Genomic DNA, 15624 nt, shown 5'->3' with positions numbered 1-15624 from the left:
CTCGGCCCGCTGGCCGCTTCGCAAGGGCTTGGGCCGGTTTCCGACCACCGGTCCTCCCGGCGAAGCGGCCGGCCCGGATTTATCATGGCGGGGCGGGCCTGATCCCGCCCCGGCGCGGCCGATCCGATGGGCCGGGATGGTCCGGCGATCCGATCCGGCGCCGCCCTGGCCGAGGTTTTCGATCCCGGCGGGGGGCGATGCTTGATGCGTCCTTGGCGGGGTTCCGACGACTGACTGCATTTCGCAGCCACGCGCAGGGCAAGCCCCGCCCCCTAAGGGATTGATCGCCAGGGGACGGCCGCTGGTGGCGAACCTTTCGCCGTCTTCACCTCTTGCGCGTCGGGGCGGTGGTCCTGCGATCACCGGCCCGTTGCGGGCGGCAGGGGAAATCCCGGCCGCAAAGGCCACCGCGCTCCGGCTTCGATGCTTCCACCGCTCCTGTCGCCATGCAGCCAGTTGGCGGCCTTAGACCTCTTCGATCCGCAGCTCGACCGGCTCGCCGGCGATGACGCCGGTGCGGGGCAGGGCCTCGATGGCATGGTCGATGGCCTCGGGCGTGGTCTTGTGGGTGACGATCAGCACCGGCGCCACCCCTTCGGTGCGGGAATGGCCGTATTGCCGCATGCGGTCGATCGAGATGCCCGCATCGCCCAGGACCGTCGCCACCTTGGCCAGCGCCCCCGGCTTGTCGGTCAGTTGCAGGCGGATGTAATAGGCCGCCGGCACCGCCGTGCGCGCCGGCTGCGGGCGGGCCAGCGTCGCCGCCGGCTGGCCGAAGCTCGGCATGCGCACGCCGCGCGCGATCTCGACCACGTCGGACATCACCGCGCTGGCGGTCGGGCCCTCGCCGGCCCCGGCGCCGCGCAGCACGATCTGGCCGACCGCATCGCCCTCGATCACCACCATGTTGGTGCCGCCCTGCAACTGCCCCAGCGGGCTGTCGGCGGGCACCAGGCAGGGCGACATGCGCTGTTCCAGCCCGCGCCCGGTCATCTGCGCCACGCCCAGAAGCTTGATGCGATAGCCCATGTCGGCGGCGCGGCGGATGTCGTCGATGCTGACCCGCTCGATGCCCTCGATCTCGACCGCGTCGAAGCTGGGCCGGGTGCCGAAGGCGATCGCCGACAGGATTGCCAGCTTGTGGCTGGCGTCGATGCCGCCGACGTCCAGCGTCGGATCGGCCTCCAGATAGCCCAGCTGCCGCGCCTCCTCGAAGACCTCCTCATAGGGCAGGCCGGCGCTTTCCATCCGGGTCAGGATATAGTTGCAGGTGCCGTTCATGACGCCCATGACGCGGCGGATCTCGTTGCCGGAAAGCGATTCGGTCATCGCCTTGATCACCGGGATGCCGCCCGCCACCGCGGCCTCGAAACGGATCACCCGGCCATTGGCCTCGGCCAGTTCCGCCAGCTCCTGGCCGTGGATCGCCAGCAGCGCCTTGTTGGCCGTCACCACGTCCTTGCCGGCGCGCAGCGCGGCCGTCACCGCCTCGCGGGCGATGCCCTCGTCGCCGCCGATCAGCTCGACGAAGACATCCACGTCCTCGCGCAGCGCGAGCGCACGGGCGTCCTCTTCCCAGCCATAGCCGGACAGGTCCAGGTCGCGGTTCTTGCGCCGGTCGCGGGCGCAGACGGCGGTGACGGTGATCGGCCGGCCGGCGCGCAGGGCCAGCAGGGCGGCGTGTTTCTGGATGATCTTGACGGTGCCGGTGCCGACCGTCCCGAGGCCAGCGATGCCGAGACGAAGCGGAGAGGCGTTTTGCCCCTGGTTCTGGGCGGACATATGAAACTCTTATCTATGGACGATGCGGTGTTAGCGGATGGCGCGGCACGTTGCAACGCGCATGGCTGCCGGCCGCGGCTCAGGCCTCGTCGTCGCCCGCCCAATAGCCCCGCACGCCGGTCGCCCGCATCACCCGCAGCACGCGGGTGCCGATCTCGACCGTGTCGGCGCGGATGACCTCCAGGTCGGCGATGCCCAGGGGCTGGCGCTGCACCTCGCCCTTGGTGTTGACGAAGGCGGGGTGCCAGCGCGCCTTGTCCTCGGTCGGCCGCCACGAGGCATGGCACAGCAGGTTGCGCTGCAGGCGGATCTCGGCCAGCCGGTCGGTGATGCGGTTGCGGTCGCGCAGGCCGGGATAGCGGCGCATGGCGGCGTCGAGCTGCTCGATCAGCGTGCCCATGGAATCGTCGGCGATCGAGACCATGCGGGTCAGCCAGCTTTGCAGCTCTTCCTCGGTCAGGTCGTCGGCCAGCCGCGCGCGGTCCAGCGCATAGATGGTGCGCTTGATGATCTCCTCGAGCCAGCCGAAATTCGCCACGCATTGCCCCAGGGCTGCGGCGAAATCCGGCGGCAGGGTGTAATGCGTCTCGGGCGGCGCGCCTATCCTGGCCATGATGCACCGATAGGGGCGAGGGGAAGCAGGCCATGGCCCAGGCCCACAGGCCGCGGCCCGCCGAATGCCGCCCGCCGGGGTTCAAGCGGCGCGCGAGCGCGCAGCGGGACCGCATCGGGCGGCAAGCAGGCCACGGCCCCTCGGGGCGCCCCGCGTCTCAAGAAAATGTCTTTGCGGCCGATTTTTCCGTTGCCTGCGATGCCGGTGATCTGCCTGCCCCTGCCGTCGTCCATCCTGTCCCCGCGCTGCCGGGCACGAGTTTTCCATAGCGCCCGGCGGCAGGCAAGCCGGGTCAGAGCATCTTTTGCAGCAGCACCAGGTCCAGCCAACGGCCGAACTTGCGCCCCGCCTGCGGCACCAGCCCGACCTGGCGATAGCCGATGGCGCGGTGAAAGGCGAGACCGGCGCCGTTCTCGGCCGAGACGGCGGCGATCATGCCATGCGCGCCCCCGGCGCGGGCGTGATCCTCCAGTGCCGCCATCAGCGCCCGGCCGACCCCGCGCCCGCGCGCGGCGGGGGACAGGATCACGGTATGCTCCATGCAATGGGCATAGCCGTTGCCGGCGCGAAACTGGTCATAGCTCGCCAGCCCCAGCACCGCGCCCGCCTCTTCGGCGACCAGGAACGCCCGCCCGGCGGCCCGGCGGCCGGCGATCATCCGCGCCAGCCCCTCTGCCGTCCTCTCCTCGCTGGAAAAGGTGATCGTGGTCTCGCGGATCAGCGGGTTCCAGAACGCCAGGATCGCCGGAATGTCCCCCTCGGCAACAGGACGCAGCATCATTGCCGGGCCTCCCTCCCCGCGCCGCCCATCGGGCAAGGGCCGCGCGCTTCTTCGTTCCCCAAATACTCCTGCGGCCGCGACGCCGGGCGCCCCGGCCGCAGGCTTGTCATGCCGCCCGCGCCGCGCGGATCAGGCCCAGGATGTCGCGCGCCGCCGCGGGGATGTTGGTCCCCGGCCCGAAGATCGCCTTCACGCCGGCCTTCTTCAGGAAATCGTAATCCTGCTGCGGGATCACGCCGCCGCAGATCACGATGATGTCGCCCGCGCCCTGCTCCTTCAGCGCCGCGATCAGCTTGGGCGCCAGGGTCTTGTGGCCCGCCGCCTGCGAGGAAATCCCCACCACATGCACGTCGTTGTCGATGGCGTCCTGCGCCGCTTCCTCGGGGGTCTGGAACAGCGGCCCCACGTCGACGTCGAAGCCGATGTCGGCGAAGGCGGTGGCGATCACCTTGGCGCCGCGGTCGTGGCCGTCCTGGCCCATCTTGACCACCAGCATGCGCGGGCGGCGACCTTCCTCCTCGGCGAAGGCCTCGACGTCGCGCTGGATCTGCGCGAAACCGTCGTCGCCCTCATAGGCGGCGCCATAGACGCCGGCCAGGGTCTTGACCTCGGCGCGGTGGCGGCCGAATTCCTTTTCCATCGCCATGCTGATCTCTCCCACAGAAGCGCGCGCCCGCGCGGCTTCGACCGCGGCTTCCAGCAGGTTGCCGCCTTCCTTCGCCCGGCGCGACAGTTCGGCCAGCGCCGCCTGGCATTTGGCCTCGTCCCGCGTCTCGCGCATCTTGTGCAGCCGCGCGATCTGAGCGTCGCGCACCTTCATGTTGTCGATGTCGAGGATGTCGATCGGATCCTCCTTGGCCAGGCGATACTTGTTCACGCCGACGATCACCTCCTCGCCGCGGTCGATCTGGGCCTGGCGGCGGGCCGCCGTCTCCTCGATGCGCAGCTTGGGCATGCCCGAGGCGACGGCCTTGGTCATGCCGCCCATGGCCTCGACCTCCTCGATCAGCGCCCAGGCCTTCTCGGCCAGCTGCGCGGTCAGGCTCTCGACGTAATAGCTGCCCGCCAGCGGATCGACGACATGGGTGATGCCGGTTTCCTCCTGCAGGATCAACTGGGTGTTGCGGGCGATGCGGGCGCTGAACTCGGTCGGCAGCGCGATGGCCTCGTCCAGCGCGTTGGTGTGCAGCGACTGCGTGCCCCCCAGCGCCGCCGCCATCGCCTCATAGGCGGTGCGGACCACGTTGTTGTAGGGATCCTGCTCTTGCAGGCTGACGCCCGAGGTCTGGCAATGCGTGCGCAGCATCAGGCTGCCCGGCTTCTTGGGGTCGAATTCCTTCATGATCCGCGTCCACAGCAGGCGGGCGGCGCGCAGCTTGGCCGCCTCCATGAAGAAGTTCATGCCGATGGCGAAGAAGAAGGACAGCCGCCCGGCGAACTGGTCCACGTCCATGCCGGCCTTCAGCGCGGCGCGGACGTATTCGCGCCCGTCGGCCAGCGTATAGGCCAGCTCCTGCACCAGGTTCGCCCCCGCCTCCTGCATGTGATAGCCCGAGATCGAGATCGAGTTGAACTTGGGCATCTCGTTCGAGGTGTATTCGATGATGTCCGCGATGATCCGCATCGAGGGCTCGGGCGGATAGATATAGGTGTTGCGGACCATGAACTCCTTGAGGATGTCGTTCTGGATCGTGCCCGACAGCACGGCGCGGGAATGGCCCTGTTCCTCGCCGGTGACGATGAAATTCGCCAGGATCGGGATCACCGCGCCGTTCATGGTCATCGAGACCGACACCTTGTCCAGCGGGATGCCGTCGAACAGGATCTTCATGTCCTCGACGCTGTCGATGGCGACGCCGGCCTTGCCCACGTCGCCCTCGACGCGGGGGTGGTCGCTGTCATAGCCGCGGTGCGTCGCCAGGTCGAAGGCGACCGAGACGCCCTGCTGCCCGGCGGCCAGCGCCTTGCGATAGAAGGCGTTCGATTCCTCGGCCGTCGAGAAGCCGGCATATTGCCGGATGGTCCAGGGCCGGCCGGCATACATGGTGGCGCGCGGGCCGCGGGTGAAGGGCTCGATGCCGGGCAGGCTGCCCAGGTGATCCAGGCTCTTCACGTCCGCCTCGGTGTAAAGCGGCTTGACCTCGATCCCCTCCAGCGTGTGCCAGGTCAGGCTGTCGGGATCGGCGCCTTTCAGCTCCTTGCTGGCGAGCCGGCGCCATTCATCGAGGGCGGCTTTCGTGCTTTCGGTCATCTTGCATCCTTTCCCATGGCCCCTCGGCTCTTATATGAATGAGGAGAAGAGGGGGCGATGAAACTGAAACGGTTGATTTTGCTGGTCGTGGTGCCGCTGGTGGCGGCGATGGGTCCAAGGCCCGAAGGCGAGGCCGACGGCCATCGCCCATATGTCCGCGGCGAAGTGCCCGCCGCGCGCAGCGAGACGGGGACGCCCGCGCGTCCCGAAACGCCTGCGGGCGCATTGACGGTGCTGCCCGCCGCCGAGGCCGATCCGGCCGAGTTCAGGTGGCAGGCCCGGCCGGTGGTGATCTTTGCCGATACCGCCGCCGATCCGGCCTTCATCGAGCAGCTGGCCGCCTTGCAGCGCGACCCGGCGCCGCTGATCGCCCGCGACGTGGTGGTCGTTACCGATACCGAGCCGGCGGCGGCAAGCATCTGGCGCCGGCAATTGCGCCCCGAGGGGTTTTCGCTGGTGCTGATGGACAAGGACGGCCAGGTCAAGCAGCGCAAGCCCGTGCCCTGGTCGGTGCGCGAGATCACGCGGGCCATCGACAAGTTCCCGCTGCGCCTGCAGGAAATCGGCCGCGCCGGCCTGCCGTGACGCGGCATGGCGAAAATCGCAGCGATTCCGTTGCGGGACGGCCGCCCAGGCATTATCTTGGGGGCAGGGCCGCACGGATGCCCGGTGACAAGGAGAAGCTCGATGGCCAAAACGCCCTTGCTGCGCGCGACGGAAGAACCCGCCCCGGCGACGGTGTCCGGCCAGCCCAAGCCGGGCCCGGTCGCGGCCTCGCTGGCCGAGCGGCTGGCCCGTGCCCGCACCGCCAATGAGATGGCCATCATCGTCGGTCTGAAACCCATCAAAGGCCGCTCCGGTCCGAAGATCGCCTACTGAGGCGGTCGCGCAGTTCCGCCAACTCGCCGGGCAGGGTGGCGGCGATGCGCCCGGCGCTCGTCCGTTCCTCCTGTTGCAGCAATTCCTGAACCGCCCGCTCGCCGCCGAAGATGCTGGCCATGAGCAGCCGCATCGCCTCGTGCCCGGTCTCGCGCGCCGCCTCGGTCAGTCCCAGGTAATCCCCGAACATCTCGACCGCGCGGGCCGCGTCCTTCCTGGCCTGGCTGCGGATCGCCTCGGCAAAGGCGGCCATGACGGAAAGCTGCCGGTAATAGGTCACGACCGGGTCGATGACCGAGGCCGGAAGGACATGCACCTCGTCGAGGATGGCGGCAAAGATCCGGTCGTTGGCCTGGGTCGGGATCACCGGCACCCGGCCGCTGTCGCGCAGGCTGTCCAGCAGCCGCTGCGCCTCGTCCTCGTCCAGCCGCTGCGCTTCCAGCGCCACGACATGGGCGCGGATCTCGGCCAGCAGCGCGCGCTGCACGTCGCCGACCCGCTCGGCGCGCAGCTTGGCGTCGCGCCGGCGGTTCTGGAAGGCGACGACCCACCAGCCCGCGGCGATGAACAGCCCGGCGATCAACGCCTGCTGCGCATGGGGGCTGAGATAGTCGTCCAGAAGCGGCATGGTTCCCGATCCTCGTGCCGGGCGCTGGCGGGCGCCCGGCGGTTTCCCGTCACTCGAACTCGATGATCACGTCATCGACCTTGAGGCTTTCGCCCGGCTTGGCGTTCACGGATTTCACCACGGCCTTCTTTTCGGCGCGCAGGATGTTTTCCATCTTCATCGCCTCGACCGTGGCCAGCGCCTGGCCCTCCTGCACCTCGTCCCCGGCCTCGACATTGATCCTGACCACCAGGCCCGGCATCGGGCAAAGCAGGAATTTCGAGGTGTCGGGCGGCAGCTTCTCGGGCATCAGCCGCGCCAGCTCGGCGGCGCGCGGACGGCGCACATAGGTCTTGAGGTCGGCGCCCCGCACCCGCAGCCGGAAGCCCGAGGGCAGCCGGTCCACCTTCATCACCAGGGGGGCGCCATCGACCGACAGCCGCGCCAGCGACTGACCGGGCAGCCAGTCGCTTTCGACCCGCAGCTTGCGCCCGTCGATCTCGACCGTCGAGCCCTGGCGGTCGGCGGTGATGCGCACCGGGATCTCCTTGCCGGCGACGAAGACGACCCAATGCTCGCCCACATGGCGTTCATGGTTGTCGAGCCGCCCCGAGATGCGGGTGCGGCGGATCTCCGCCACGCGATGCATGGCCGCGGCCGAGGCGGCGACGCGGGTGATCTCGGCCTCGGGCAGGGTCGCGCCCAGGAAGCCGTCGGGATATTCCTCGGCGATGAAGGCCGTGGAAATGTCGCCCGAGACGAATTTCGGATGGTCCATCACCGCCGACAGGAAGGGCAGGTTGTGGCCGATGCCCTCGACCTCGAACTCGTCCAGCGCCAGGCGCATCTGCTCGATGGCCTCGGCCCGGTTCGGCGCCCAGGTGCAGAGCTTGGCGATCATCGGGTCGTAATACATGCTGATCTCGCCGCCCTCGTAGACGCCGGTATCGTTGCGCACCCCGGTCGCGGCCGCCGGCGGGTGGTCGCCGGGATGGGCGGGCACCCAGGTGTCGGCGGCCTGCATTGGGCCGGCCGCGGTCTCGGCCGGCGGGCGATAGCGGGTCAGCCGCCCGATCGAGGGCAGGAAGTTGCGATAGGGATCCTCGGCGTAAAGCCGGCTTTCGATGGCCCAGCCGTTGATCTTCAGGTCCGCCTGGGCAAAGGGCAGCGGCTCGCCCGCGGCGACGCGGATCATCTGCTCGACCAGGTCGATGCCGGTGATCAGTTCCGTCACCGGATGCTCGACCTGCAGGCGGGTGTTCATTTCCAGGAAGTAGAAGTTCTTCTGCGCATCGACGATGAACTCGACCGTGCCGGCCGAGGTGTAGCCTACCGCCTTGGCCAGCGCGCAGGCCTGCTCGCCCATGGCCTTGCGCGTCGCCTCGTCCAGGAAGGGCGAGGGCGCCTCTTCGATCACCTTCTGGTTGCGGCGCTGGATCGAGCATTCGCGCTCATGCAGATAGACGCAATTGCCGTGCTTGTCGGCCAGCACCTGGATCTCGATATGCCGGGGCTGGGTGACGAATTTCTCGATGAAGATGCGGTCGTCGCCAAAGCTGTTCGCCGCCTCGTTCTTCGAGGATTCGAAGCCCTCGCGCGCCTCCTGGTCGTTCCAGGCGATGCGCATGCCCTTGCCGCCGCCGCCGGCGCTGGCCTTGATCATCACCGGATAGCCGATCTGGCCCGAGATCTTCACCGCCTCGTCGGCATCGGCGATCAGGCCCATGTAGCCCGGAACCGTGCTGACCCCGGCCTCCTGCGCCAGTTTCTTCGAGGTGATCTTGTCGCCCATCGCCTCGATGGCGGGCGAGGGCGGGCCGATGAAGGTGACGCCTTCCTTCTCCAGCGCCTCGGCGAATTTCATGTTCTCGGACAGGAAGCCATAGCCGGGATGCACCGCCTCGGCGCCGGTCCGGCGGATCGCCTCCATGATCTTGTCGATCACGATATAGGACTGGTTCGCGGGCGGCGGGCCGATGTGGATCGCCTCGTCGGCCATCTTGACATGCAGCGCATTGCGGTCGGCGTCGGAATAGACGGCGACGGTCTGGATGCCCATCTTCTTGGCGGTCTTGATGACCCGGCAGGCGATCTCGCCCCGGTTGGCGATCAGGATTTTCTTGAACATGCTTCTTTCCCTTGGGGCAGATCCCGAACGTGAAAAAGCCGCCCCGGCAGGCTGCCGGGACGGCTGGAAAAAGGCTGGGCCGGCGCGCGCGGGCGCGCCGTCAGCGTGGCGAAGGCGTTATTGGCACAGCCGCACGTCGTCGCAAAGCGCACCGGCGACGGCGCCGATCGCCGCGCCCTTGGCGACATCATGGCCGCCCACATGGGCAGCGGTTGCGCCGACACCGGCACCGATGATGCCGCGGTCCATGTCGGTCGGATTGATGCCTTGGGTGCAGCCGGCCAGGCCAAACAGACCGAGGCCAAGCACGAGGACGAGTTTCTTGGACATCTCGTTTGCTCCGGGATGCGGGCGGCGGCGCGAGCCGTCGGTGCAGCGCCTGCCGCCCTGTTGAAATCAGTAGCGGCGCTGGCAGACGCCGGCGTCGTCGCAGAGCGCACCGCCCGCGGCGCCGATGAGCGCGCCGGTGGCCACGTCACCGTCGATGATCTTTGCCACGGCCGCACCGGCCAGCGCGCCGCCGGCCGCGCGCTGCGCGTCGGGCGAAAGGGTCGAGCCGCCGCCATAGCCCTGTTCGCAGGCGGCAAGGCCGGCGACCAGCAGGACCGCGCCGGAAAGACGAAGGATGACGGATTTTTGCATAGCGTTTTGCCTGTATTATGGACCCGCTTCCGGGCCGTTGGTGATAGAGGTGCGCACAATATTGCACGCGCCCACCCCGGAAGAAACTGACAACGGTGTGAAAAGACAAGACTACGCGGCAATCCGCCCATCCTTCGGCCGGCCATCAGTCTTCGTCCTCGTCGTCCCAGTCGCCCTCGTCCCAGCCGGCATCGTCCCAGTCGAACTCCGGGGCGTCCTGGGCGAAAAGCTCGGGAAAGCTTGCCTCGGCGCGCTTCATGTCGACGCGCAGCAGCTGGTCGTAATCGGTGGGATCAAGCTTGCCGACCGCGATCACCTCGCGGCCGATCAGCCAGGACAGCCGCCCGGCATCCAGGTTGCCGCGGGCAAAGGGTTCCTCGCCGAAATGCTGGATCAAGGCCGCCAGGAAGGCGGTATCGGCGCGGCGGTCGGCCGGCTTGCGGTCGCGATAGCGCTCGCGCCGGACCAGGGGTGTCGCGCCCTTCTTGTTGGCGCGGCGGATGATGAACTGGAAATCGGTGCCGGGAAGGCGGCCCGGAAAGCCGCGATGCTTCAGCATGTCTTGCCCCCTTGCAGGATTGCGTTGTCGCGCGGGGGCCGGGCGGAACGCAGATGGCGCGGGCCGCCAGGCAGCCCGCGCGCGGCCAATGGCTTAGTTGGCGCCGTATTTGCCCTGGAAAACAGGCTCGGGCTGGACCGGAATCGGGGCGACTTCCGGCTCTTTCTTGGCGCAGGCTGCGGCGAGGCCGACCAGGACGAGGGCGAGTGCAAGCTTTTTCGACATGTCGTCGTGCTCCTGTGATGCGGGACCGACAAGTCCCGACTGCTCGGTTGAGATTCGGCCGCCTCATGCGACCGCGGCGGCATGATAGCCAGCGCCGCGAAGCGCCGACAGGCGCGTTGAGGCCGCAGTCGTGCGGGTGCCTGGCGCTGTGGCAGGCTTGCATCAGGGTGGCAAAGGGCGGGCATCACCGCAGACATCACCACGGCTCCCATTCGCAGGCGTCGCGGTCGGGCGGCAGGCCGAACGCCTCGAAGACCTGCACCGCCTCGGGGTCGAAGGCGCCAAAGGGGATCTCGCGATCGGCCAGGCTGATGACGATCTGGCTGGGCCGCGGCGCGGGGGCGGCGATGCGGGGCAGGGCCCAGTTCTCGCACAGCCAGACGATGTCCTCATGCACCGGATCCTGGGCCAGCACATCGGGCGCGGCGGGCAGGACCGCGGCGCCGACCAGGGCGTCGGCGGCCTCTTCGTCGGCCGGGTCGGGAAGGTCCGCCTGGGCCAGATCCTCCAGCGTGGCCGGGTCGATCAGCCCGTCATCGGCCTCGTCCTCCCAGGCCTCGTCGCTTTCGGTGTCGATCTCGATCGGCGCGCGCGCCTCGTCCGGCGCAAAGTCCGAGGCGGGACCGACGGTCGCGGGCACGCGCTGCGCCAGGTCGGGCATGACGAAGCGAAAGCGATAGGTCAGGCCCATGCCGCCGGAATTGTCGTGGCGGGTCTCCAGCCAGCGCACCACCGCGCCCGAGGGCAGGGTGATGTCCGCCCCCGGCTCTTGCGCGAGGGCGGCGCCGGCCAACCTGGCCAGAACGACCGAGGGCACCAGCGCAAGGCCGATCACCGCAACTTCCGACATGTTTCCTCCCTCGGTCTCCCGCCGTTACAGCGGGATGTTGTCGTGCTTCTTCCAGGGGTTCGACAGCTTCTTGCCGCGCAGGCTGGCAAAGGCGCGCGCGACGCGGCGGCGGGTCGAATGCGGCTGGATCACCTCGTCGATGAAGCCTTTCTCGGCGGCGACGAAGGGATTGGCAAAGCGGTCCTCGTAATCCTTGGTGCGGTTGGCGATCTTGTCGGTATCGCCCAGCTCGCTGCGATACAGGATCTCGACCGCGCCCTTGGCGCCCATCACCGCGATTTCCGCCGTGGGCCAGGCATAGTTGAAATCGCCGCGCAGGTGCTTGGAGGCCATGACGTCATAGGCCCCGCCATAGGCCTTGCGGGTGATGACGGTCACTTTCGGCACCGTCGCCTCGCCATAGGCAAAGAGCAGCTTGGCGCCATGCTTGATGACGCCGCCATATTCCTGCCCGGTGCCCGGCAGGAAGCCCGGCACGTCCACGAAGGTCAGGATCGGGATCTCGAAGGCGTCGCAGAAGCGCACGAAGCGCGCGGCCTTGCGGCTCGAGTCGATGTCGAGGCAGCCGGCCAGCACCATCGGCTGGTTGGCGACGACGCCGACGGTCTGGCCCTCGATGCGGATGAAGCCGGTGATGATATTGGCGGCGAAATCCTTTTGGATCTCGTAGAAATCGCCCTCGTCCGCGACCTTCAGGATCAGCTCCTTCATGTCGTAGGGCTGGTTCGGGTTGTCGGGGATCAGCGTGTCGAGGCTGGATTCGACGCGGGCCGGGTCGTCGAAGAACGGCCGGCTCGGCGCCTTTTCGCGGTTGTTGAGCGGCAGGAAGTCGACCAGCCGGCGGATTTCCGACATGGCCTCGACGTCGTTTTCGAAGGCGCCGTCGGCGACCGAGCTTTTCTTGGTATGGGTCGAGGCGCCGCCCAGCTGTTCGGCCGTCACCACCTCGTTCGTCACCGTCTTGACCACGTCCGGGCCGGTCACGAACATGTAGCTGGTGTCCTTGACCATGAAGATGAAGTCGGTCATCGCCGGCGAATAGACCGCGCCGCCGGCGCAGGGGCCCATGATGACGCTGATCTGCGGCACCACGCCCGAGGCCATGATGTTGCGCTGGAACACGTCGGCATAGCCGGCAAGGCTGGCCACGCCCTCCTGGATCCGCGCGCCGCCGGAATCGTTCAGCCCGATCACCGGCGCGCCGTTCTGCACCGCCATGTCCATGATCTTGCAGATCTTCTGCGCATGGGTTTCCGACAGCGAGCCGCCGAAGACGGTGAAGTCCTGCGAGAACACATAGACCATGCGGCCGTTGATCGTGCCCCAGCCGGTGACGACGCCGTCGCCATAGGGACGATCCTCCTCCATGCCGAAATCGGTCGAGCGGTGGCGGACGAACATGTCGAATTCCTCGAACGACCCCTCGTCCAGCAACAGCTCGAGCCGCTCGCGCGCGGTCAGCTTGCCGCGGGCGTGCTGGGCGTCGATGCGCCGCTGCCCGCCGCCCAGCCGCGCATCGCGGCGGCGCGATTCCAGTTCGCCCAGGATGTCCTTCATGAGCCGTCTCCCTTTCCGGTTTGGCGCAAACTACCGGCTTGGCGCGGGTGCGGGAAGCGGAAAGGCGAATATTTGCAAAATATGCTAGATAATTTCCCTGCAAACAGCAAAATTGCTAAAACCCTTGACGCGGGCAAGGGCAAGAGCCATGCCGCTGCCATGGGACTCGTCATTGATCTTGCGGCCGTCGTGGCCAATTGGAAAGCGCTCGCGGCCAAGGCCCAGGGCGTGCGGGCGGCGGCGGTGGTCAAGGCCGACGCCTATGGTCTGGGCGCGGATCGCGTGGCCCCGGCGCTTTACGCGGCGGGGGCGCGGGATTTCTTCGTGGCGCTGGCCGGCGAGGGGCGGGCGATCCGGCCGCTTTTGCCCGAGGATGCGCGCATCTTCGTGCTGTCGGGCCATATGGAGGGCGCGGACCTGGCCGGGCTGATCCCGCTGCTGAACAGTCCCGAGCAGTTCTTCCGCGACCGGGCGCTGCGGCCGCGCGGGCCTTTCGGCATCCAGCTGGACAGCGGCATGAACCGGCTGGGGATCGAGCCCGGCGAATGGGCCGCCATCCGCACCGAGGCCCTGGCGGCCGGCCCGGCGCTGATCATGTCGCACCTGGCCTGCGCCGACGAGCCGGCCCACCCGGCCAATGCCCAGCAACTCGCCGCCTTCCGCGCCATGACCGAGGGCGTGGCCGTGCCGCGCTCGCTGGCCGCGACGGGGGGCATCCTGCTGGGGCCGGACTATCATTTCGACCTGGTGCGGCCGGGCATCGGGCTTTACGGCGGCGAGCCGTTCGGCGATGCGCAGCCCGTGGTCACGCTGGCCTTGCCGGTGATCCAGACGCGCGAGGTGCGCCCCGGCGAATCCGTGGGCTACGGCTATGCCTGGACGGCCGCGCGGCCGTCGCGGGTGGCGACGGTGGCGGCGGGCTATGCCGACGGGCTGGCGCGGGCCCTGGCGCGGGACGGCAAGCTGACGCTCTGGTCGGGCAAGCGCGCCTGCCCGGTGATCGGCCGCATCTCGATGGACCTGATCACCGTCGACGTGACCGACCTGCCCGACGTGCCCCCGGCGCTGGAGATCCTGAACGCGCGGCAGGGCGTGGACGCCCTGGCGGCGCTGTCGGGCACCATCGGATACGAGATCCTGACCTCGCTGGGCCGGCGCTACGAGCGTCTCTGGCTGTGAACCCGGCCCGGCTGACCGGCAGGGCGGTGATCGGTCTGACCCGGCTGACCGGGCGGGTGACGATCTTTGCCCTGCGCGGCCTGGCCGGCATCGGGCAGCATCCGGCGGAGCTGGCGCGGCAGGTCATGCAGATCGGCTGGCTGTCGCTGCCGGTGGTCGGGCTGACGGCGCTGTTCACCGGCGCGGCGCTGGCCTTGCAGATCCATTCCGGGGGCGAGCGCTTCCAGGCCGGCGACGTGGTGCCGGCCATCGTCGCCATCGGCATGGCGCGCGAACTGGGCCCGGTCCTGGGCGGGCTGATGGTCGCGGCCCGCGTCGCCAGCGCCATCGCCGCCGAGCTGGGCACCATGCGCGTCACCGAACAGATCGATGCGCTGGTGACGCTGTCCACCGATCCCATGGGCTGGCTGGTCTCGCCCCGGCTGTGGGCGGCGCTGCTGTGCGTGCCGGTGCTGGTCGGCGTGGGCGACGTGATCGGCATCATGGGCGGCTGGCTGATCGGGGTGAATGCGCTGGGGTTCAACTCGGCGATCTACCTGTCCAATTCCTGGGCCTATCTGGAAAGCTGGGACGTGGTCTCGGGCCTGCTGAAGGGCGCCGTGTTCGGGCTGATCGTGGCGCTGTCGGGCTGCTGGTTCGGCATGACGGCGGCGGGCGGTGCCGCGGGCGTCGGACGGGCTACGACCAATGCCGTGGTCGCCGCCTCGGTCGGCATCCTGGCTGCGAATTTCGCGCTGACGGGGCTGTTCTTCTGATGCTGGCGGTGCGGGGGATTTGCAAAGCCTATGGCGCCAAGTGGGTGCTGGACGGGGTCGAGCTGGACCTGGCCCAGGGCGAAAGCCTGGTGGTCATCGGCGGCTCGGGCACCGGGAAATCGGTGCTTTTGCGCTGCATCCTGGGGCTGGAGACGCCCGATGCCGGCGCGGTCTTGTGGCAGGGCCAGCCGCTGGCCGGCCGGCGCGCCGCCTTCATGGAGGGCTTCGGCATGCTGTTCCAGAACGCGGCGCTGTTCGACAGCCTGCCGGTCTGGCGCAATGTCGCCTTTCGCCTGCTGCGGACCATGCCCAAGGCGCGCGCCCGCACCATCGCCATCGAAAAGCTGGCCCGCGTCGGCCTGGGCCCCGAGGTGGCGGATCTTTTCCCGGCGGAACTCTCGGGCGGGATGCGCAAGCGCGCCGGGCTGGCCCGCGCCATCGCCGCCGACCCGAAGGTGATCTTCTTCGACGAGCCGACGACCGGGCTGGACCCTGTCCGGGCCGCGGCGATCAATGCGCTGATCCGCGGCATCGTCGACGAGACCGGCGCCACCGCCATCACCATCACCCATGACATGAGCTCGGTGCGCGCCATCGCCGACCGGGTGGCGCTGTTGGATCGCGGACGGGTCCGCTGGCAGGGAGGGGTGGCGGAAATGGACGCGGCCGAGGACGATTACCTGCGTGATTTCGTCGCAGGGCGCGCCCGGCCCATGGCGCGCGGGCCGCAGGCGTGATGTCCGTTTTTTCGCCGAATCGACGGCAAATCCGAAACTGCGGGCCCGCCCCCCTTGTGCGAATCCCGCTCAGTTGCAA

17 protein-coding genes are annotated in these 15624 nt (G+C 68.7%); 5 read left to right on the top strand and 12 right to left on the bottom strand.

Annotated elements, in window-relative coordinates:
* Positions 1-465: 465 nt before the first annotated feature.
* The 4 genes from E3U26_RS23915 to scpA all read right to left on the bottom strand — a co-directional run bounded on the left by E3U26_RS23915 (position 466) and on the right by scpA (position 5427).
* Entirely contained in the window at positions 466-1782 is a 1317-nt protein-coding gene (locus E3U26_RS23915; RefSeq protein ID WP_036756311.1) for a homoserine dehydrogenase, read from the bottom strand.
* 79 nt (positions 1783-1861) lie between these two features.
* A complete protein-coding gene (locus E3U26_RS23910) occupies positions 1862-2395 on the bottom strand; it encodes a hypothetical protein (protein ID WP_036756314.1) in 534 nt (177 codons plus the stop codon).
* Positions 2396-2687: 292 nt separating this feature from the next.
* On the bottom strand, positions 2688-3173 hold the full coding sequence (locus tag E3U26_RS23905; protein WP_072463001.1) for a GNAT family N-acetyltransferase: 486 nt from the start codon (positions 3171-3173) through the stop codon (positions 2688-2690).
* 109 nt (positions 3174-3282) lie between these two features.
* On the bottom strand, positions 3283-5427 hold the full coding sequence (gene scpA / locus E3U26_RS23900) for a methylmalonyl-CoA mutase (RefSeq protein WP_072462995.1): 2145 nt from the start codon (positions 5425-5427) through the stop codon (positions 3283-3285).
* A 57-nt stretch (positions 5428-5484) separates the two neighbouring features.
* On the opposite strand from scpA, the gene E3U26_RS23895 reads away from it, so the two are divergent.
* The gene (locus tag E3U26_RS23895; protein WP_499106919.1) at positions 5485-6012 is read left to right on the top strand and encodes a DUF4174 domain-containing protein; all 528 of its coding nucleotides are present in this window, start codon (positions 5485-5487) and stop codon (positions 6010-6012) included.
* A 102-nt stretch (positions 6013-6114) separates the two neighbouring features.
* Positions 6115-6306: a hypothetical protein gene (locus E3U26_RS23890; protein ID WP_036756324.1), complete on the top strand. Its 192-nt coding sequence runs from the start codon at positions 6115-6117 to the stop codon at positions 6304-6306.
* On the opposite strand, the gene E3U26_RS23885 is transcribed toward E3U26_RS23890, so the two are convergent.
* The 8 genes from E3U26_RS23885 to E3U26_RS23850 all read right to left on the bottom strand — a co-directional run bounded on the left by E3U26_RS23885 (position 6272) and on the right by E3U26_RS23850 (position 12874).
* Complete coding sequence (locus tag E3U26_RS23885) at positions 6272-6934, bottom strand: hypothetical protein (protein WP_449043855.1); 663 nt, start codon at positions 6932-6934, stop codon at positions 6272-6274. The two genes, E3U26_RS23890 and E3U26_RS23885, sit on opposite strands and share 35 nt — an antisense overlap.
* A 49-nt stretch (positions 6935-6983) precedes the next feature.
* Positions 6984-9041: an acetyl-CoA carboxylase biotin carboxylase subunit gene (locus tag E3U26_RS23880; protein ID WP_499106917.1), complete on the bottom strand. Its 2058-nt coding sequence runs from the start codon at positions 9039-9041 to the stop codon at positions 6984-6986.
* A 117-nt stretch (positions 9042-9158) separates the two neighbouring features.
* A complete protein-coding gene (locus tag E3U26_RS23875; protein ID WP_036756331.1) occupies positions 9159-9371 on the bottom strand; it encodes a YMGG-like glycine zipper-containing protein in 213 nt (70 codons plus the stop codon).
* A 66-nt stretch (positions 9372-9437) separates the two neighbouring features.
* Positions 9438-9683, bottom strand: coding sequence for a hypothetical protein (locus tag E3U26_RS23870; protein WP_011749921.1), 246 nt, complete (start codon positions 9681-9683; stop codon positions 9438-9440).
* 145 nt (positions 9684-9828) lie between these two features.
* Positions 9829-10242 carry a hypothetical protein gene (locus tag E3U26_RS23865; protein ID WP_036756333.1) on the bottom strand — a complete coding sequence of 138 codons (414 nt, stop codon included), beginning with the start codon at positions 10240-10242 and terminating at the stop codon, positions 9829-9831.
* 93 nt (positions 10243-10335) lie between these two features.
* A complete protein-coding gene (locus tag E3U26_RS23860; RefSeq protein ID WP_255469682.1) occupies positions 10336-10467 on the bottom strand; it encodes a hypothetical protein in 132 nt (43 codons plus the stop codon).
* Positions 10468-10663: 196 nt separating this feature from the next.
* On the bottom strand, positions 10664-11317 hold the full coding sequence (locus tag E3U26_RS23855; RefSeq protein WP_499106915.1) for a DUF6497 family protein: 654 nt from the start codon (positions 11315-11317) through the stop codon (positions 10664-10666).
* 24 nt (positions 11318-11341) lie between these two features.
* Entirely contained in the window at positions 11342-12874 is a 1533-nt protein-coding gene (locus E3U26_RS23850; protein WP_072462991.1) for an acyl-CoA carboxylase subunit beta, read from the bottom strand.
* A 159-nt stretch (positions 12875-13033) separates the two neighbouring features.
* Here E3U26_RS23850 and alr point away from each other — a divergent pair, with 159 nt between their 5' ends.
* Genes alr through E3U26_RS23835 form a run of 3 tightly spaced genes read left to right on the top strand, consistent with a single transcriptional unit; the run spans position 13034 to position 15545 of the window.
* Complete coding sequence (gene alr / locus E3U26_RS23845; protein WP_499106913.1) at positions 13034-14053, top strand: alanine racemase; 1020 nt, start codon at positions 13034-13036, stop codon at positions 14051-14053.
* Positions 14050-14808, top strand: coding sequence for an MlaE family ABC transporter permease (locus E3U26_RS23840; RefSeq protein WP_036756345.1), 759 nt, complete (start codon positions 14050-14052; stop codon positions 14806-14808). The genes alr and E3U26_RS23840 overlap by 4 nt, the downstream gene beginning before the upstream one ends.
* Positions 14808-15545, top strand: coding sequence for an ABC transporter ATP-binding protein (locus E3U26_RS23835; RefSeq protein ID WP_499106911.1), 738 nt, complete (start codon positions 14808-14810; stop codon positions 15543-15545). The genes E3U26_RS23840 and E3U26_RS23835 overlap by 1 nt, the downstream gene beginning before the upstream one ends.
* Positions 15546-15624: the final 79 nt, after the last annotated feature.

The sequence above is a fragment of the Paracoccus ferrooxidans genome (assembly GCF_029909815.1).
GTDB classification, from domain to species: domain Bacteria; phylum Pseudomonadota; class Alphaproteobacteria; order Rhodobacterales; family Rhodobacteraceae; genus Paracoccus; species Paracoccus versutus.
Note: the sequence above shows the minus strand (reverse complement) of the source record. Positions and strands in the feature narration are given on the sequence as shown.